Origin of the sequence: Marinobacter aromaticivorans (genome assembly GCF_002806975.1) — a bacterium.
Taxonomy (GTDB): Bacteria; Pseudomonadota; Gammaproteobacteria; order Pseudomonadales; family Oleiphilaceae; genus Marinobacter; species Marinobacter aromaticivorans.
The window spans coordinates 218762-238394 of record NZ_NIHD01000002.1 but is presented as its reverse complement, the minus strand read 5'-3'; the positions used below and the strand labels follow the sequence as shown (position 1 = coordinate 238394).

13 protein-coding genes are annotated in these 19633 nt (G+C 58.2%); 7 read left to right on the top strand and 6 right to left on the bottom strand.

The window, feature by feature from the left end:
• Window positions 1-58: 58 nt before the first annotated feature.
• The 3 genes from CDH48_RS03915 to CDH48_RS03905 all read left to right on the top strand — a co-directional run bounded on the left by CDH48_RS03915 (window position 59) and on the right by CDH48_RS03905 (window position 3443).
• Entirely contained in the window at window positions 59-925 is an 867-nt protein-coding gene (locus CDH48_RS03915; RefSeq protein ID WP_100687421.1) for an MBL fold metallo-hydrolase, read from the top strand.
• Between the two features lie 7 nt (window positions 926-932).
• Complete coding sequence (locus CDH48_RS03910) at window positions 933-2675, top strand: SulP family inorganic anion transporter (RefSeq protein WP_100687420.1); 1743 nt, start codon at window positions 933-935, stop codon at window positions 2673-2675.
• Between the two features lie 108 nt (window positions 2676-2783).
• Complete coding sequence (locus CDH48_RS03905; RefSeq protein ID WP_100687419.1) at window positions 2784-3443, top strand: energy-coupling factor ABC transporter permease; 660 nt, start codon at window positions 2784-2786, stop codon at window positions 3441-3443.
• Here the strand turns inward: CDH48_RS03905 and CDH48_RS03900 are convergent.
• From CDH48_RS03900 to gdhA, 5 genes are all read right to left on the bottom strand, one after another.
• Window positions 3434-5599, bottom strand: coding sequence for a putative bifunctional diguanylate cyclase/phosphodiesterase (locus tag CDH48_RS03900; RefSeq protein ID WP_100687418.1), 2166 nt, complete (start codon window positions 5597-5599; stop codon window positions 3434-3436). The two genes, CDH48_RS03905 and CDH48_RS03900, sit on opposite strands and share 10 nt — an antisense overlap.
• A 55-nt stretch (window positions 5600-5654) precedes the next feature.
• On the bottom strand, window positions 5655-6185 hold the full coding sequence (locus CDH48_RS03895) for a response regulator transcription factor (protein WP_100687417.1): 531 nt from the start codon (window positions 6183-6185) through the stop codon (window positions 5655-5657).
• Window positions 6182-7450, bottom strand: coding sequence for a sensor histidine kinase (locus CDH48_RS03890; RefSeq protein WP_100687416.1), 1269 nt, complete (start codon window positions 7448-7450; stop codon window positions 6182-6184). Before CDH48_RS03890 ends, CDH48_RS03895 begins: the two co-directional genes overlap by 4 nt.
• 84 nt (window positions 7451-7534) lie before the next feature.
• Window positions 7535-10111 carry a PEP/pyruvate-binding domain-containing protein gene (locus CDH48_RS03885; protein ID WP_100687415.1) on the bottom strand — a complete coding sequence of 859 codons (2577 nt, stop codon included), beginning with the start codon at window positions 10109-10111 and terminating at the stop codon, window positions 7535-7537.
• Window positions 10112-10128: 17 nt separating this feature from the next.
• Complete coding sequence (gene gdhA, locus CDH48_RS03880) at window positions 10129-11478, bottom strand: NADP-specific glutamate dehydrogenase (RefSeq protein WP_100687414.1); 1350 nt, start codon at window positions 11476-11478, stop codon at window positions 10129-10131.
• Window positions 11479-11723: 245 nt separating this feature from the next.
• Between gdhA and CDH48_RS03875 the strand changes: the two genes are divergently transcribed.
• The 4 genes from CDH48_RS03875 to CDH48_RS03860 all read left to right on the top strand — a co-directional run bounded on the left by CDH48_RS03875 (window position 11724) and on the right by CDH48_RS03860 (window position 19063).
• Window positions 11724-13718, top strand: coding sequence for a TonB-dependent receptor domain-containing protein (locus CDH48_RS03875; RefSeq protein ID WP_227520929.1), 1995 nt, complete (start codon window positions 11724-11726; stop codon window positions 13716-13718).
• Window positions 13719-13880: 162 nt separating this feature from the next.
• Entirely contained in the window at window positions 13881-14633 is a 753-nt protein-coding gene (locus tag CDH48_RS03870) for an SDR family NAD(P)-dependent oxidoreductase (RefSeq protein WP_100687413.1), read from the top strand.
• A gap of 105 nt (window positions 14634-14738) precedes the next feature.
• Window positions 14739-15836 (top strand): efflux RND transporter periplasmic adaptor subunit, encoded by a 1098-nt coding sequence (locus CDH48_RS03865; RefSeq protein WP_227520928.1) that lies wholly within the window; start codon window positions 14739-14741, stop codon window positions 15834-15836.
• Entirely contained in the window at window positions 15833-19063 is a 3231-nt protein-coding gene (locus CDH48_RS03860; RefSeq protein ID WP_100687412.1) for an efflux RND transporter permease subunit, read from the top strand. The genes CDH48_RS03865 and CDH48_RS03860 overlap by 4 nt, the downstream gene beginning before the upstream one ends.
• On the opposite strand, the gene CDH48_RS03855 is transcribed toward CDH48_RS03860, so the two are convergent.
• The gene (locus tag CDH48_RS03855) at window positions 19060-19494 is read right to left on the bottom strand and encodes a potassium channel family protein (RefSeq protein WP_100687654.1); all 435 of its coding nucleotides are present in this window, start codon (window positions 19492-19494) and stop codon (window positions 19060-19062) included. The two genes, CDH48_RS03860 and CDH48_RS03855, sit on opposite strands and share 4 nt — an antisense overlap.
• Window positions 19495-19633 lie beyond the last annotated feature (139 nt).

The window sequence follows — 19633 nt, the reverse complement described above, 5'->3', positions numbered from 1 at the left end:
GTTTTGGTATATCCTTAGAATTAATTTTTAAGGCTCCACTCTGACGGAGGTGACGATCATGCTCAACCCCATCGTTCAGCATTTTTTTGACGAGCCCACCAATACGTTCAGTTATGTGGTCCGTGATCCACAGAGCAAGGCCTGCGCCATTCTCGATTCGGTGCTTGATTTTGACTACGCCGCAGGCAGGACCGATGTGCGCTCGGCTGATGAGATCATCGAATACGTCCGGTCACACAATCTGGACGTTGAGTGGATTCTGGAAACCCATGTGCATGCGGATCACTTGTCCGCAGCGCCTTATCTCCATGAAAAACTCGGAGGCAAAACCGGGATTGGAGCACACATCCGGGATGTCCAGGAGATTTTTGGTAAAGCGTTTAATGCGGGTACTGAATTTGCCCGTGATGGCAGCCAGTTTGACCGCCTTTTCCAGGATGGCGATGCCTTTGCCATAGGTGGCCTGGAATGCCGTGTAATGCACACGCCGGGCCACACTCCCGCCTGTTTGACCTATGTGATCGGTGATGCGGCCTTTGTGGGCGACACCCTGTTTATGCCGGATTACGGAACCGCACGCTGTGATTTCCCGGGTGGCGATGCCCGTGAGCTCTACCGGTCGATCCGCAAGGTGCTGTCGCTGCCTGCGCAAACCCGTATTTTCCTGTGCCACGACTACAAGGCGCCGGGCCGGGATAAGTATGTGCACCAGACAACCGTGGCGGAGCAGCGTGAGGCCAATATCCATGTGCACGATGGCGTTAGCGAAGAAGAGTTTGTAAAGATGCGCACCGAGCGCGACGCAACCCTGGACATGCCCCGGCTGATTCTGCCATCTGTACAGGTAAACATGCGGGCAGGGGAGATGCCGCCGGCTGAGGACAATGGCCAGGTTTATCTGAAAATTCCGGTCAACCTGTTCTGAGTGCCGGATGAACCTCAAGCGTTATTTGCCTGTTCTCCAGTGGGCGCCACAGTACAGCCGTAGCCAGGCCACCAGCGATCTGGTGGCTGCGGTTATAGTAACCGTGATGCTCATTCCGCAATCCCTGGCCTACGCGCTGCTGGCGGGCCTGCCTGCGCACGTGGGGCTGTACGCCAGTATTCTGCCCCTGGTGATTTACGCCATTTTTGGCACCAGCAGAACGCTTTCGGTTGGCCCGGTGGCGGTGGCGTCGCTGATGACCGCTGCCGCACTGGCGCCGCTGGCGGAGGCTGGAAGTTCCGAATACATCGCCGGAGCCGTGCTGCTGGCAATTATGTCGGGGCTTATGCTCACCCTGATGGGTATTCTGCGGCTGGGGTTTCTCGCCAACTTTCTCAGCCACCCGGTGATTTCCGGCTTTATTACTGCTTCCGGAATTGTGATTGCCGCCAGCCAGCTCAAGCATATTTTTGGCGTGCAGGCTTCCGGGCATAACCTTCTGACCATCGGCCAGTCCCTGCTGCAGTCGATTGGTGACACCAACCTGCCGACCCTGGCAATTGGCACAGGTGCACTTCTGTTCCTGGTGTTTTCCCGGAAGTATTTGAAATCCCTCATGATGCGCTGGGGCCTGGGCGCCCGTTCTGCGGATATCATCACTAAAACGGCGCCAATACTTGCTGTGCTGGTGACTACCCTGATTGCCTGGCAGCTGCGGCTCGACACCCAAGGTGTGCGCCTGGTGGGGGTGGTGCCCCGGGGGCTTCCTGAACTGACTATGCCCGCACTCGATTGGGAGCTTTGGCAGCAACTGGCGGTGAGCGCCTTGCTGATCAGCATTGTGGGTTTTGTCGAGTCCGTTTCCGTGGGCCAGACTCTGGCAGCCAAACGGCGCCAGCGCATAGATCCGGACCAGGAACTGATCGGCCTGGGAACCGCCAACCTTGGCGCCGGTTTTTCCGGTGGCATGCCGGTAACCGGAGGTTTCTCGCGCTCGGTGGTCAACTTTGATGCCGGTGCGGAAACCCCGGCAGCAGGCGCCTATACCGCGGTCGGAATTGCCCTGGCAACCCTGTTCCTGACTCCGGCCATTGCCTATCTCCCGCAGGCAACACTTGCAGCGACCATTATTGTTGCGGTGGCAACACTGATTGATTTGCCGGCACTGGGTCGCACCTGGCGTTATTCACGGACAGATTTCGGTGCCATGCTGGCCACCATCATTCTGACTCTCGGGCACAGCGTGGAGGCGGGCATTATTGCCGGTGTCGCCCTCTCCATCGGGCTCTTCCTGTACCGCACCAGCCGGCCCCACAGCGCCGTTGTGGGCCGGGTTCCGGGAACCGAACACTTTCGTAACGTGCTGCGGCACGACGTTGAAGTGTGCCCGAGGGTCACGTTTTTGCGTGTTGACGAAAGCCTGTATTTTGCCAATGCACGCTTTCTGGAGGAGACAGTGATGGACCTGGCTATCAGTGAGCCGGAACTGAAAGACCTGGTGCTGGTATGCCCGGCGGTCAACCTGGTGGACGCCTCCGCGCTGGAAAGCCTGGAAGCCATCAACGAGCGCCTGCGGGATGCCGGTGTGCGCTTGCACCTCTCTGAAGTCAAAGGGCCCGTTATGGATCGCCTGAAGAGTACTGAGCTGCTGTCACATCTAGGTGGCCGGGTGTTTCTCAGCACTTATGAGGCCTGGCAGGCGCTCACTGGCATTGGTGGTAGCCGGCCCGTACTGAAAAAAACCGCTTGAGGCAAGCCTCCGCCCCGATCATGCTGCGTATACTGAAGGGCATTGGTTAAGGGGCCGCTAACACCGTTATCATGGGGCGGTTCCGGGTTTCAGCGAGTAGTTTTCACTATGGGTATGACCGATAATCTGCTATCCACCGGGCAGTGGCTGGTAACGCTGGCTTTGTTTCTGCTCATTCTTTTGCAGGCAGCGCGCTCCGTGCGTTGGCGTGCCTTGCGTGCAGACAACGCGTTGCAGCATTCGTTTTTCGGCGCGGCTGTGGTGCTGGGGTTCATCTGGCAGTTGCGTGCGGGCATCTATCCCGGCCTCGCCATTCATATCTTCGGCATTACTGCAGCAACATTGATGCTGGGCTGGGGCCTGGCTGTATTCGCCGGGCTTCTGGCTCTGATTCTGACGGTCATCACCGGCCGTGAGCCGGTCACCATGTTTGCTGCTAACGGGCTGGTGACCGTTATGATTCCAGCCCTTGTGACTCAGGCCATTATGCTCTGGGAAAGGCGCCGGAATTTCAGCAATTTCTTTGCCTATATCTTCTTCTGCGGCTTTTTCGGGGCCGGTATTTCAGTGGCTGTTGCCGGCCTGGTTATGTGCCTGATGCTCTGGTTCAGCGGGGTGTACGAGTTTTCAGAGCTGGTCCACGATTACCTGAGGTACCTTCCATTGTTCATGTTACCGGAGGGCTTTGTGAACGGCGCTTTCATCACCGGCATGATGGTGTTCCACCCGGACAGGCTGACAACACTGGATCAGCGCCGTTATCGTTGATTCCGCCCGGCGCGGACGCCTCTTGGCTTTTGACCCCGTCTGGTGGATGCAGGGCGTTCACGGCTTTGTTTTCTGGCCGTATGTCTGCGCCACTCCTGCAACCAGCCTTCTATTTTATGTGCCTGCATGGGGCGGGCCACTCCGTAACCCTGAATGTACTCACAGCCCAGATCGCGCAGGGCGCTGGCGTGCGCCATGGTTTCAACGCCTTCGGCGAGAATCGGGTGGGCAAACCTCTGGCCGAGAAAAATGACACTCTCCACAATGGCCCGGTCACTGACATTGTTCAGCATGTTAATCACGAAACTTTTGTCAATCTTCACCAGATCCACAGGCAGGGTGCGCAGGTAAGTCAGTGAGGAAAAACCCGTGCCGAAATCGTCCAGGGCGATATGAAGCCCCAGTTTCCGGCATCGTGCAAGCACGTTTCTGGCCCGGCAGGTATCCTCCAGAGCTGTTGATTCGAGCACTTCAAGGGTAATCCTGTCGGGCTTTACCCTTGGATGGCTGTGCAGGTAGCTTTCAAGGTAACGCGTGAAGCTCCTGTCCATCAGGTGCCGGGCGCTGATATTGATGCTGACAGACAGATTTTCCCCGGCTTCGTGCCAGAGGTTCATCTGGTAAATCGCTTCTTTGAGTACCCACTGGCCCAGAGGTACTTCCAGGTGGCTGTTTTCCAGTGTTGGCAGGAAGGAATCGGGGTAAAGCAGGCCTTTTTCTGGATGATTCCAGCGAATAAGCGCTTCGAAACCGGTTACCTGACGGTCCGCTATTCGCACCTGGGGCTGGAAATGAAGCTCAAATTCCTCGTTTTCCAGTGCGCGGGTGATTTCGGTCAGTTGCTCGCGCCTCTGGCGCCGATGAGCATCCAGCTCCGGATCAAAAAAGTGTAGCAGGTTGCGGCCTTTTTCCTTGGCTGCGTACATGGCCTGGTCTGCGTGGCGGATCAGGCTTTCGGCCTCGGCGTTATCATCGGGATAACGGGTAATACCCAGGCAGGCTGTCAGATTAACCGGATCGGCACCGGTGCCCGGATCAACAGGCTTGTTGATGATGGACAAAATCCGTTCGTAGGCGCTTTCATGACTGTCACTCTGCAGAATCAGGCCAAACTCGTCACCGCCTATCCGTGCCACAGTATCGCCACTGCGCAGGCCTTGTGCCAGGCGCCCGGCCAGAACCCGCAGCATTCTGTTGCCCGCATCATGCCCATAACGCTCATTGATGGATCTGAAACCATCGAGATCCAGATAACCCACCGACAGGCTTGTCTGGTTCCGGTTGGCGTGCGCCAGTGCCGAGCGTAAACGTTCTTCTAGCAGTTGGCGATTCGGTAGGCCTGTGAGTAGGTCGAAGTGGGCCGCACGGTCCAGTTCTTTTGCATGGTTCTTCAGTTCTGTTATGTCAGTGAAAGTGGCAACGTGGTAGTAATCCCCCGGCTCGTCCAGATGCACCCGGGTAATGGATTGCATCTCAATGTACTCTTCTCCGTTTTTTCGACGATTCCAGATTTCACCACGCCAGAAATTGGACTCTTGAATGCTTTGCCACATAGCGCGGTAGTACGCTGGCGAATGGCGCCCGGAACTGAGGATGGAGGGGTTGAGCCCGAGTACGTCACTGCGGTTGTAACCGGTGATGCGGGAGAAAGCCGGATTTACATCCAGTATACGGTTGTTCCGATCCGTTATGAGGATAGCTTCATGGCTGCGGTCAAATACGCTGGCGGCTATGCGTAAATTCCGTTCGCTTTCCCTGTTGTCCGAGATATTTGTCATGATAATGATAAATCCCGGCTCGACGCTCTGTTCCGTTCCAAACGGCACGCAATCAAGATGAACCCAGAAGGGTTCTCCGCCACGGGTGTAAATCAGTACTTTTTCGTCAAACGGTTGAGCCTGATAGAGCCTGCGGGTGATGCGCCTCAGGGTCTCGGCATCGGTACCCGGGCCGCTCAGCAGGTCTCTCGGGCGCTTACCGGACATATCCTGCAGTAAATAGCCGGTCTGCTGCTCGAAACCGGTGTTGGCCCACTGGACCGAACCGCAGGCATCAAGGATCAGAATCATACTGCGAGTGGCTCTGGCGACCAGTGACAGCCGCTCCAGGCCGATCGAAGGAATCTTTCCGTGTTCCGGATGAGGGGTGTCTGACATAGTGGATTCTGTACTCCGGTTACGAAAAGTTCGTTTTCCTCATTCACCGAATTTATCAGCTGCGCCAGCGGGAATGTTTTTGCAGCTTGCGTTGCAGAGTTCGGCGGTGCATGTTCAGGGCTCTGGCGGTCGCCGATACATTGCCCTCATGTTCGTTGAGTATCCGCTGGATGTGTTCCCATTCCATCTCTTCCACAGACGGCGGCTCTGGGCGCAGTTCGGGGGTTGAAGCCAGGGCTTCAAAGCCGCGCATGAGTTGGCTGATGCTAACCGGTTTGCACAGATAATTCACCGCGCCCCGCCGCATGGCTTCCACCGCTGTGGCAATACTGCCATAGCCCGTGAGTACCAGGATTTCCAGGCCGGGCTGGCGGGCAAGCAGTTCGGGTAGCAGCTGCAGGCCGCTTTCGCCGGCCAGGTTCAGGTCCAGCACACATTTCTGAAACTCTCCGCCGTCCAGGGTAGCCAGGGCTTCAGCGTGGGAATGGACGCCCGATGCCTCGATACCATGGCGCGCCAAGGAGCGCTTGAGTACCTCCAGGAAGGCGGTGTCGTCATCAATAAGCAGCCAGCTTTCGGGATTCATTGATGGCCTCCGGTGTGCGCCTGTGGCGATTCTGCCACGGGTAAATCGATGATCATGGTTGTACCCTGTTGGTCTACGCGCGCCTTCAGCGTGCCGCCCAGGCGCTGGATAGTTGCATTGGAGAGAAAAAGGCCGACACCCATGCCATTTTCCGAACCGACAATGTTCTCGCCGGGCGTGTTCTGAAAGGCATCTTCCAGCCCGTCACCATGATCTTCCACAACCAGCTCAATCCGGTTGTGTTCGGCGTGTCGCATGCTGATGGCTACCCAGGAGGGGCTGGCGGTCAGCGCATTGGCAAGTAGGTTCAGAATGGCCTGATCCAGGGTGGCATCCACGGCAACCCGACAGTCCGGAACGATTACCGGCCACTCAATGGGCGCCGCCGGCCACAAAAGCGTTGCGGACTCTCTCAGTCTTGCCATCCAGCTCCGGGCGTCCAGTGTTTCCAGTTGTGCTGTTTTTGCCTGCACCGCCGCGCTGGAGAGTTGTTGCAGGTGGTCTCCACAGACCGCAAGCTGGTTTTCCAGCAGTTCAAGGTCCCCCGCGAGATCCGGGTCGGGAAAAGCCGCCCGGATTTCATCAACCAGCAGGGTCATGGTATTCAGCGGCGTGCCCAGCCTGTGGGCCACAGCGGCTGCCGAAAGCCCCAGGGCGATGATCTGTTCATCGCGCAGGCGTGTCTCCCGGATGGTCGCCAGTTGCTCCTGCTGCTGGCGCAACCGCCTGGCCAGCGCGCCCACCACCAGAAGCAGGATGGCTGCCGTCATGGCAAAGGTGACCCACATGCCGGCCAGGTGCAATTGCGCCAGGTTGGCATTGTGATGTTCATTGGTGATGGGCGTATGCCATACGACCAGGGCTGTGTAGACAGCGATGCCGGAGACGGTCAGGGCAATACTCTGGCTCAGTGGCACCAGAATGATGGCCACGGCAATTGGCAGTAATAACAGGGACACCAGGGGGTTGGTGTAACCTCCCGTCAAAAACAGCCAGCCACCTATTAAAGCGAGGTCAAGAGCGAGGCCGGCGCTGACACTGGTAGGAGAGCGTGGCGGCCTTCGGGTAAACCAGAGCCAGCCCAGCGTCGCGAGAACAGCATAGAGCAAACACAGCGCCACGGCTTCAGCACGGTGGGCAAGCGTTACCACGGTCTCCGCCACCGCCAGCGCGGTAAGCTGGAGGGCAGCGATGGCCAGGCGCATACCCAGCAGATAGCGGGCCGCCTGTTGAAATCCGGTTTGAGACTGAGTGAGCCATTCCATGGCCCGGATTCTAGCAGGGCTGAGCCTGTAGCGGTGCAGCAGCCAGCCGCTTTTGACGGCTTTTGGTGAAATAGTTGTCGGATATCAATCCGGATAGTAGCAAGCCAGATCCTGGCTGATTACATCGCCGGTCAGTTGCAGCGGTTTTGCGCGCAGGTCAAAGGTCTGTATTGCCTGCTCAGGAGAGGCCTGAGTCGTGTTTGTGTTTATGCCGGGGAGCCGTTGCGGTTGATAGGTGCAGTTCCTGCCATTGGGGAAAAGCGCCACGTAGGCGATGCCGGTTTCTACCAGGTCCTGAAAAAAATGTGAGCCGTAGGAAAGATCCGGCACCATATCACCCTCCATCTCTGCCACTTCAACCAGTGCGGCAACGCCGGCGATATGGGCAAAACGCACGGGTACACCCAGTTCCGGGCTGGAGGTTCCCCAGCGCCCGGGGCCAATCAGCATGGTTTTTCCGCTATCCATACGCACCTGCTCGCCTACAAGGCGGGCAACGTCATAGCGCTGGCTCATTGTCAGTTTGCTGTATACGGCGGCATTTACCCGGATAACACGCCGGATCGAGAGATTGATATTGCCGCCCATGAAGTGCCCGCGGGTGCGGAACAGAAGTTTGTGGTGAGGTATGTCTGCAGGTATTGGTGCTGCCGCAGTTTCGCCAATGGTCGCCAGTGGCCGGCATTGCACCAGGTTAAAAGCCGGCCCACCCGCGTTATTCAGATGCAGTGTGAATTCCACATCCACCGGGTGTTGATAGCCTGCCTCGAGGGTTTTGAGCAGGCTGGATAAACGGGCAACGAAGCGGCCATTGCGCACCAGGGGCAGGAACGTCAGGCGCCACACGGGTGCAGGCAGGCCCAGTTCCTCTGCGCTCCGGCTGGCGGACTGGTCCACTTCGCCAAGGTGATTCAGAGGCAGGTCCGAAACCTCTTGCGCGAGCTGGCTCAGCGGGCGGGTGGTCAGTTTGCCTTCCCACAGGTCCAGAACATCCAGAAGATGCTGGGAGAACCTGTAGCTTTCATCCTGGTTGCGGAATGGCTGGCGGCGCGGGTAATCCAGCGCCATAACACAGGCGTGATCGTCTTCAATCCGGTCAACGGCACGGGTGCCCAGCCCCATAACCAGCCGAGCCATACCGGCAGCCGGGTCCATGTCGGTATCCCAGGCAAAGGTATTGCGGGAAACGCCAACACCGGCGGCATCCGGCAGGTAATAGCGGCCATGGAAGCGGCCGTTGACCCGTTGGATCAGCAGGGCCATGGGTTCTTCCCGCTGGTCCAGACCACGCTGTTTGCGGTAAACCAGGGCATCGTCACTCATGGTGGATGCGTAAACCCGGCGGATAGCGTCCTCCAGTGCGGCAAGCCGGTGCTCGGGTGCGCCCTGGTTCACCAGAAAAACACTGTCGTACTTGCCGGCAAATGCATTGCCAAAGCCATCTTCCTGAAGACTGCTTGAGCGCACCAGAATCGGGTATTGCCCGTAGTGGTCCAGCAGCCGCTCCAGTTCTACACGGATTTCCGGAGGGAACCTGCCCGCCAGCAGGCCCCGGCGCAGCTCCGCGGCTTCGCTGAAGTAGCCGTCCGCGGAGCGTTGCCGCATGGTTGCCGGCCACAGGCCATTGTGGACGAGAAACGCATAGTAGGCGTCTGAACCAAGATAACTGGAATCGTGGGGCTCCAGGCCCTCCTGCCAGATGTCGGGCTGATTGGTGAGCAGTATGCTGCGCGCAATCAGCATGCCGGCGGCTTTTCCGCCAATGTAACCGCTGCCGATCATCCGCGCCCGTATGGCAAGCAGATCCTCCAGGCCAAGATAGCGCCTGGCCAGGTCCAGCATGCGTGAGTCCCGGCTGATCAGAACATTCAGCACGCGATTCTGCACATCCGCTATCTGCTGCGGATCCTCACTTTCTAGGGCACTGGCAACCTGCATGAACAGCCGGTCCCAGTAGTCCAGTAGCGGTTGCCGGTGCAGTTGGGCCAGTTCCAGGCCGGCCTGCAGCCGGGTGGCATCGCTGCTGTCGTCCACCGGCAGAAACCGGCCATTGCGTTCCCGGTGAGGCAGGAACATGGTCGGGGACTGCCGGCACCAGGCCTTGATGGGCTGGATCTGAACGTCATCCCCCAGGCGGTGAACATCCACCATAACCTGGGTTGTCTGGCGGATACGGTCCAATGTGGTGCGGGAATGTCGGTCCGGATAGAGGGCAAACCAGGCAACCGTATCCAGTTCAAAGAGGAATGGGCAGACCACCCGGAAAAAATTTCCGACCATGACATCGGTGGCCCAGGCATTGAGCAGGTCACTCAGGCAGTCGCATACATAGAACGCGCCGCGGCCATATTCTTCAATCAGGCGCCAAACCCTGCCGGTAAACGCTTCGAAACCTCCCAGGGCATCGATGTTTTCGGTGTGGATATTGCTTTTGCCCGATATCAGCGGCGGGTGCTGACCAAAGCGGAGGTAAATTATGCGACGCCCGGCAGACGCCGCAGATTCAACAAACGGGGTAACAAACCGGCGGTAGTCGTCGAGGTCGCTGACGCGCCAGACGACGTTATCGCCGATTCTGAGACCATCAAGAACATCGTCAAGCCCCGGGAGGCCGGTGGAAACCCGGTTGTGATCCTGTGAGTTTCCACCGTTCCCGGTCATGAGCTGCTGCTCCGTGATCAGATAACGCCCATGGCCTCCATGGCGCGCGCTACTTTGATAAAGCCCGTGATGTTGGCGCCGAGCACATAGTTGCCTTCGGCGCCAAATTCTGCCGATGTCTCGAAACAGCTCTTGTGGATATCGATCATGATGTCCTCAAGGCGTTTCTGAGTATAGTCGAAGGACCAGGAATCACGGCTGGCATTCTGCTGCATTTCCAGTGCCGAGGTTGCCACGCCGCCGGCATTGGCTGCTTTGCCCGGGCCGTACATCAGCTTGGCTTCCTGGAAAATTGCGATACCTTCCGGAGTGGTTGGCATATTCGCACCCTCGGCGACCGCAATACAGCCGTTCTCCACCAGGGTTTTGGCGTCATTGGCATTGAGTTCGTTCTGGGTAGCGCATGGCAGCGCGATGTCGCAAGGTATGGACCAGATGCTTCCGCCTTCCACGTATTTCGCGTCTTTGTGGAACTCGGTGTAAGCGCTGATGCGACGACGCTCTACTTCTTTGATCTGCTTGAGCGCCGCCAGATCAATGCCTTTTTCGTCTACGATGATGCCGCTGGAGTCGGAGCAGGCAATAACCGTAGCGCCCAGTTCATGAGCTTTGGCAATGGCATAGATGGCTACGTTGCCGGATCCGGAGACAACCACCTTTTTGCCGTCCATGGAGTCGCCGCGGGCCTTGAGCATCTCCTGGGTAAAGAAAACGGTGCCGTAGCCGGTTGCTTCAGTGCGCGCACGGCTGCCGCCCCAGTCCAGGCCCTTGCCGGTCAGCACCGAGGATTCGTAGCGGTTGGTGATGCGCTTGTACTGGCCGAACAGGTAGCCGATTTCCCGTTTGCCCACGCCAATGTCACCGGCTGGCACGTCAGTGTACTCACCGATGTGGCGATACAGTTCGGTCATCAGGCTCTGGCAGAAGCGCATGATCTCGTCATCCGAGCGGCCCTTGGGATCAAAGTCGCTGCCGCCTTTACCGCCACCGATGGGCAGGCCGGTCAGGGCGTTCTTGAAAATCTGCTCGAAGCCCAGGAATTTGATGATGCCAAGGTATACAGACGGGTGAAAACGCATGCCGCCTTTGTAGGGTCCCAGAGCACTGTTGAATTCCACGCGGAAGGCACGGTTGATATGGATTTCGCCGTTATCGTCCTGCCAGGGCACCCGGAAAATAATCTGGCGCTCAGGCTCGCAGATGCGCTGGATGATTTTCTTCTCGGCAAACTCCGGGTACTTCACCAGCACGGGCCCCAGTGTTTCTAGAACTTCGTGAACAGCCTGGTGAAATTCGTTTTCACCCGGATTGCGGTGCAGAACGTCTTCGTAAATCAGTTCAAGTTTTTCATCAAGTCGGGCGGCCATAGAGTATTCCTCGTTTCGGTTCTTGCTTATTGCAGGAAAATGGAAAGGATGGTTGAAAAATGGGGCGGTGATTTGAGCATATTGCAGTCAATTTGGCAAGACATCCCCACAGCAGCCCCATGAACAGCTACCCCTATGGAGATGCGGCATTGTGTCTCACGCGCGCCGGCTCCGGTCTGTTTATCATTCGCGGACACTTTTGTTCTACAGATGGATAAACGGATCGCCGGCGGGGAAACAGTTGTATGAAAGAGGGAGTATGTACGAGCTGCGCAAAGATGGTTTTGATTGGCCTTGCGGGGCTGCCGACGCTGGTGTCCGCCCAGACCAGCGGGGACGATCTGGTCATCCGGGTAACTGAAGGGCGAGCCGGCGACAACGCCACTGCGGTGCTGGCCAGCGAGCCGGTAAACCGGCTGGCTTCGGATCCTTCGGTCTCTCTTTCCCGGATGGGCGGTCGCGGTCTGGAACCTGTGGTGCGGGGGCAAAGCCAGGAGCGGGTGGATGTGCTGCTGGATGGTATCCGGGTAGAAGGTGCCTGTCCCAATCGCATGGATCCACCCACCAGTCGCCTGAGCAGTGCGCTGGTGCCAGTTCTGGAAATTCGAACCACTAACCGCACCCTGCGCTGGGGCCCTGTTGCAGGTGGCCAGGTGATTGCCACCACCGCTGATCCACAGTTCGACGGGAACGCCACAACCGGCCAGGTGACGGTGGGTGGATCAGATAACGGCAACGGCAAACTGGTGAATGCGGCAGCGGCGGTGGGCAGTGAAGAGGCCTGGTTAAGGTTGTCTGGCGGCTATGACGAAGCCGACGATTATGAGGACGGCGATGGCAATAAGGTGCGCAGCGCCTATGAAAATGCCGAAGGCCGCGCCGACGCTGCCTGGACGGCAGAGAGCGGTTTTTATATCAAGAGTATGGTCAGCCGCCAGGAAGAAAGTGACGTAAAATACGCCGGCTCCGGCATGGATGCGCCGCAAACCGACACGGATATTTATCGCATGGAGATTGGCTCCCCGGTGGCCATGGGCGAGTGGAGCTTGCTGGCCTGGCAGGCGGATGTGGATCACATCATGGACAACTTCAGCCTGCGCCCGGCCGGCATGATGAAAATGCAAACGGACTCCATTACCGAAACCCGTGGCCTGCGTTTTATTCTTGACCAGAGCCCCAGTGGCTCAACCGACTGGGCCATAGGCGCAGACGTGGAGACCAACGACTGGGATGCCACCCTGTCCAATGTGACCAACCCCATGCCAATGACCGTGTCATTCATGTGGCCGGGCGTGGAGCGTGAGCGTGCCGGAATTTTTGCAGAGGGTTTCCGCCGTCTTGCCCGTGACCTGAAAGTTGGAGCTGGCCTGCGTTACGACCGCGTGGAAATGGATGCCACCAAAGCAGACACCGTTGCGAGCATGGGCATGACTCCGGCCATGCTTTACCAGAGCGCCTACGGCACAACCGATGTGAAATCGGAAGACAATAACGTCAGCGGGTTTGTTACCGGCGAATGGCGCTTGCCGCAGAACCAGGCGCTTACCCTTACCGGCAGCCGCAGTGTGCGCAGCCCGGGTGTTACCGAGCGCTATCTGGCACGCAATACCATGAATGACAGCTGGATTGGCAACCCCGGCCTGGATACGGAAAAGCACCATAAACTGGAGCTGGCACTGAGTGGTAGTAAGGATCAATGGAGTTGGAAGCCGGCTGTCTGGGTGGATCAAGTGGACGACTTTGTGTTGCGCTATAAAGAAACGCCGGCTGATACCCGCTACCAGAACATTGATGCTCGCCTGCTGGGTGCCGAAATGACGGTTGGCTGGACCAACGGTACCTGGAGCAGCAGTAGTGCTCTGGCCTCTGTTCGCGGTGAAAACCGCGATGATAACAAGCCTCTGCCGCAGATTCCGCCGGTGCAGTTTGTGCAGACACTGGCATGGCAGAGCATGGGCCACAGCATAGAGGCCCAGTGGCACCTGGCTCGGCGCCAGGATCGCATCGATCCGGAATCCGGGCTGGATGCGGGAACCTCGCCCGGATATGGCGTGTTTAACCTGTCCGGCAGCCACCCGCTGATGGCGCACCTCAGTTTCAACTGGGCTGTGGATAATCTGTTTGACAACACCTGGGCGCCTCACGTGAGCCGTGCCAATACGGACCCGTTCAACCCTGATGCGGTGCGTGTGAACGAGCCGGGGCGTACACTGCGCGCGGCCTTGACGGCCAGGTGGTAAACCCTGCAATGGCGGTTGCCCGCTACTCATAGCCAGCGGGTAACACTCTGCCCCGTGCGGGACTAACTCCCCCCGCACGGGGTTTTTTTTCAGAGGCTTTTTCATGCTGGCAATGGCGCTATGGGCTATGCTCTGACAGAGTAAACATCAGGAGGACGGATCATGAGGCTTAATGGAAAGCGAATTCTGATAACCGGCGGTGCCAGTGGTCTTGGCCTGGCGTCGGCGGAGCGTTGTCTGCAAGAGGGCGCTAGTGTGGTCATCGCGGATCTGGCCGCAAGCCACGGAGCCCAGGAGGCAAAGCGCCTGGACGGCGAATACAGTGGCCGCTGCCTGTTTCTGCCGGTGGATGTAACCTCCAGTGCAGAAGTGGATGACCTGGTGGCAAATACGGTGAGCGAGCTTGGAGGTCTCGACGGTGTCTTCAATAATGCAGGCATTGGCGGGCTGAGTGCCGCCGTTGACTACCCGGACGATGACTATATGCGGGTTATTGATATCAACCTGAACGGTGTTTTCCGCGTGGCCCGGGCTTCGTTACGGCAAATGTACAGGCAAGGCAGCGGCTCTGTTGTTAACTGCGCATCCATTCTGGGCGTTTTTGGCCAGAGTAATGCCGCTGCGTATTCGGCGGCTAAAGGTGGCGTGGTAAACCTGACCCGGACTCTGGCCCTGGAATCTGCCGAAAAAACTGTGCGTGTCAACGCCATAGGGCCGGGCTATATTGATACGCCACTGCTGCAGGATCTGGACGATGAGCTGAGGCAGGGCCTGATCGACCTGCATCCGCTGAAGCGCCTGGGCCGGCCTGAAGAGATTGCCAATGCTTTCGTGTTCCTGGTGAGTGATGAGGCCAGTTTTATAACGGGCACAACTCTGATGGTTGATGGAGGCTTTACTGCGGGCAAGTCCTGACAGCGAAATTTATCTGTGCCTGCGGGAAGTTCGGACTGTATTCAATCGAGTTTTTTGATAACCTGTGGTTATTTGCTAATAACATAAAATCCGAGGTGGCTGGTGGTGAGTCGTTTTGCTTTGCTGGGCGCAATGCTCCTGAGCCTGGCTTGTTCCGGGCTTGCTCTGGGTCAACAAACATCAGGCAGGCTGGAGACAGTGCCGGTTGAGCGCAGTGAACTGCAGGAAACGCTTGTGCTTGATGGCGTTATCGAGGCCGTCCAGCAAAGTACGGTGTCGGCACAAACCAGCGGCACGGTGCAGAAGTTGCCGTTTGATGTGGATGACTCTGTGGTTGCCGGCGATCTGATTGTGCAACTGGAGAGCAGTGAGCAGCGTGCCCGGGTCAATCAGGCCCAGGGCAGCCGGGACGAAGCGCAAGCGGCTCTTGCGAACGCACAGCAGCAATTTGACCGTATTGAAGCCGTGCATGAACGCGGCCTTGTTTCGAGGCAGGAATTCGATCAGGCCCGAAACAACCTGGCGGCGGCCAGGGCACGGCTGGAGCGTGCGGATGCGGCACTGGCAGAGGCGCGTGAGCAGCTGAGCTATACCCGCATAACTGCGCCCTATGGCGGGATACTCACCGAACGGCATGTGGAAATAGGGGAGTCTGTCAGCCCCGGCCAGCCCCTGCTCAGCGGCCTGTCGCTGGAACAGTTACGGGTGGTTGTGGATTTGCCCCAGCAATACGCAGATCTTGCCCGACGCGACCGCCAGGCAAAGGTCACGCTCGCCGATGGCCGCGTGCTTGAAACCGGCGCCATGACGTTCTACCCCTACGCCAATCCGGCCACCCACACCTTTCGCTTGCGTATGCGCCTCAGTGAGCCCAATGGCTCACTGTTCCCGGGCATGCTGGTCAAGGTGGGTATTCCGGTTGCCAGCCGGAGTGCGCTGTGGATACCCGAAAGCAGTCTTGTTCGCCGCAGTGAACTGAGAGCCGTTTTCGTACTGGATGATCAGGGTACTCCCCGGTTGCGGCAGGTGCGCACCGGCATGGAGCAGGACGGTCGCCTGGAAATCCTGGCGGGCCTGAGCGAGGGCGAGCAGGTGGTGGTTAACCCTGTTGAACTGGTCGGTACCGATCGCCTGAATCTGGCGGCTGCCGGTGTATCCGGCCCGGGCTCAAGTGAGCAGTCAAACGGGGAGGCAGGGAATTGAGCCGAGAATTGCCGCCGGTAGGCCCTTCCGGAGCGATCGCCCGGGTTTTCCAGGATAACCATCTGACGCCGTTGCTTGCGGTGTTGTCTATCATACTGGGTGTGCTCGCCGTTGTTGTGACCCCGAAAGAGGAAGAGCCACAGATAGATGTCACCATGGCGGACATCATGGTGGCTTTTCCGGGGGCCAGCACCCGGGAAGTGGAGAGTGCCATTGCGACCCCGGCCGGTCAGGTGATGAGTGAAATTGCCGGCGTTGAGCACGTGTACTCGGTCTCCCGCCAGGGCCAGGCGGTGATTACGGTTCAGTTTGAAGTGGGTATTCCACGGCAGGAAGCGCTGGTCCGGCTGTATAACCAGGTGTATTCCAACCAGGACTGGTTGCCGCCGGATCTGGGTGCCACGCAACCGGTGATCAAGCCAAAAGGTATTGATGATGTACCGGTAATGACGCTGACCCTGTTCGACCCCAACAATGGCCACACCGGCGAAGAGCTGACCCGGCTGGCTCACATGCTGGAAGTGGCGCTCAAGCGTGTGCCCGGAACCCGCGATGTTTACACCGTGGGCGGTGTGCCCGACCGTGTCGATATTCATTTTGACCCGGCGCTGCTGGCCGGCTATGACCTTACCCTGAACGATATTCGCGATGCCCTGAAGGCGGCCAACGCCAGCAGTCAGGAAGCCCGTATTACCCGTGACAATCTCTCGATCCCGGTTCAGGCAGGTACCTTGCTGGAAAGCGCAGAGGATGTGCGTGGACTGGTTGTTGGCATGCACAATGGCGCGGCGGTATTTCTGGACGATGTAGCCAGCGTCAGCCGTGGTGGCACGGTTGTGGACCAAAGCGTGATGACCGGCTTCGGGCCGGCAGTGGAAGGAGATAATGCAGGCAGACCCGGCGATGTATACCCGGCAGTAACACTGGCAATTGCCAAAAAGCCCGGGCAGAACGCTGTGGATATCACCACCGCCATTACGCAACGACTGGAGGAGATCCGCAATCGCGCGCTGCCCGAAGGTGTGGAAATCATCGTTACCCGCGATTACGGGGAAACCGCCTCGGCCAAGGCCCGCAAACTTATTACCGACCTGATATCCGCTACCCTGTGCGTGGTGCTGCTGGTATTGATGGCCATGGGCTGGCGCCAGGCATTGATTGTGGGTGTGGCTGTGTTGATCACCCTGCTGCTGACTCTGGTGTTCTCCTGGGCCTGGGGCTTCACCCTGAACCGTGTTTCCCTGTTCGCGCTGATTTTCTCAATCGGTATTCTGGTAGACGATGGCATTGTAATAACCGAGAACATTAACCGCCGCATCCGCAATTCCAGGCACCCGGTGCGGGATATTATTCCGGTAGCGGTGGACGAGGTGGGTACACCCACGATCATGGCCAGCCTCACCATTATGGCGGCTTTGTTGCCCATGGCCTTTGTAACCGGCCTGATGGGACCTTACATGAGCCCCATCCCCATAAACGCATCCGCTGGTATGGTGCTGTCCCAGATTGTGGCCTTTGTGGTAGCGCCCTGGCTTGCCTTCCGCTTGCTGAAGCACCAGAAAGGTGTAGCCGCGAACGAGGCGGAAGAGTCAGGCAGCTCCGCCGATGGTGTCAGCCCCCTTTCCCTTAAAATATTTCGTGGCGTACTCACACCGTTCCTGGGTGACCACCACTGGCGCCGCCGTTTACTGGCGTTGGGAGTAATCCTGCTGACCCTGGCCGCCTCTTCACTGCCGGTGTTTCAGGCGGTTATCCTGAAAATGCTGCCTTTTGATAATAAATCCGAGCTGCAGGTTGTTGTTGATATGCCCGAGCGCACGCCGGTGGAGCAGACCCAGCGGGTGCTGATGGAGATGGGGCACTACCTGGAGACGGTGGATGAAGTGACCAGCTGGCAGAGCTATGCCGGCACCGCAGCGCCCATTAACTTCAACGGGCTGGTGCGCCAGTACTATTTGCGCAGCGACCCTTACCAGGGGGATATTCAGGTCAATCTCAGCCATGAAGATGTCCGGTCCCGCCAGTCCCATGATATTGCCCAGGCGTTGCGGGAGCCACTGACCGCCATTGGCAAGCGCTACGATGCCAGTGTAAAAATTGTTGAAGTGCCACCGGGACCACCGGTGATGTCCCCGGTGGTTGCGGAGATCTATGGCGTGGACGCGGAACAGCGAGCAGAGCTGGCCCGCTCTGTGGCGGCCGGTATGGCCGAGGTTGAGGGGCTGGTGGACATTGACACCACGCTGGAAGCGCCCACCAGGCAATGGGAAATCGAAGTGGACCGCGACCGGGCTGCCCGTCTCGGTGTATCCCAGGCCCAGGTTGTCGAGGCCTTGCAGATGGCGCTGGGAGGCATGAACGTCAGCTTTTTGCACGATGATTATGCAAAATACCCCGTGCCCATCCGGGTCACGCTGAACGAGGGCGACAAGGCACAGCCATCGGTGCTCATGTCGCTGCAGGTGCGCAGCCGTGCCGGACATCTGGTGCCCTTGGCCAGTGTCGCCGAGGTGCGCGAGGCGGACTGGATGGGAGCCATTTATCACAAGAATCTGCTGCCGGTGACCTATGTGACGGCGGATATGGCGGGCGAAGTGGATTCACCCCTGTACGGTATGTTTGCGATGGTTTCCCGCCTGAAGCAGCAGGAGGGTGCCCCGGAGCAGTTCTTTATTGATCAGCCACCATTGCCGGAAAAGGGCACGCTCAAGTGGGACGGTGAGTGGCAGATTACCTACGAGACCTTCCGTGATATGGGTGCGGCCTACAGTGTAGGGGTGTTCATGATTTTCGTGTTGCTGGTGGCGCAGTTCCGTTCGTATATCCTGCCGCTGGTGATCATGGCGCCCATTCCGCTGACCCTGATTGGTATCATGCCGGGGCATGCCCTGCTGGGGCGGGAATTTACCGCCACCAGCATGATTGGCATGATCGCTCTGGCGGGGATTATCGTAAGAAACTCCATACTGCTGGTGGTATTTATCCGGCAACTGCTCGAAGAAGGCATGGAGCTGGATAAAGCGGTGGTGCTGGCCGGTGCGGTGCGCATCAAGCCAATCGCCCTGACAGCCATATCGGCCATGGTGGGAGCCTACTTTATTCTTAATGACCCGATCTTTAACGGGTTGGCCATTTCGCTGGTGTTTGGCCTTGCGCTCTCCACCTTGCTGACCGTGGTGGTGGTGCCACTGTTGTATTACACGCTGGCAAAGTGTAAGTGGGTTTAGCTGCCCCGTGCGCCAGCCCAGTAACGCTGCATCTTCATGAACAGGAAAGAAGCGCTCCAGCTTATAAGAACGAGGCCTGTGAGCCCTTCGACGCCGGTCAGGAAGCGTAGTTCACCAAGAGGCGCGATATCACCGTAGCCGACGGTGGTGAAAGTGCTGAATGAAAAGTAAACGCAATCCAGCAGGCTGCCGTTGAAGTTGCCGGTCAGCGAACCCCACGCATCAGCGTGGTGCATAAAAAAATAGGCCGCTGCAAATATCCAGACCTCAGCCGTGTGAGCCAGCAGAACACCAAAGACGGCTGTCACCAGGCGGGTGTGATGGGCCGAGTGCATTTTTGCAAGCAAGCGGCTCAGCTGCACAAGCACCCCATGGTGGAGCAGGACAACCAGCACCACAACCAGCGAGGTGATGGCGGTTGCGCTGAGCAGATTGACATGATCTTCCGCGAACAAGCGTACAGATCTCCCGGGCAAACAGTGGCTGTAACGGGTTTTCGAGTTGCGTTTCCCGTGCACTCATATTTTTAGCACCCGCCGTGCGACGCGGCTTTATTTACCTTAGCTGGCC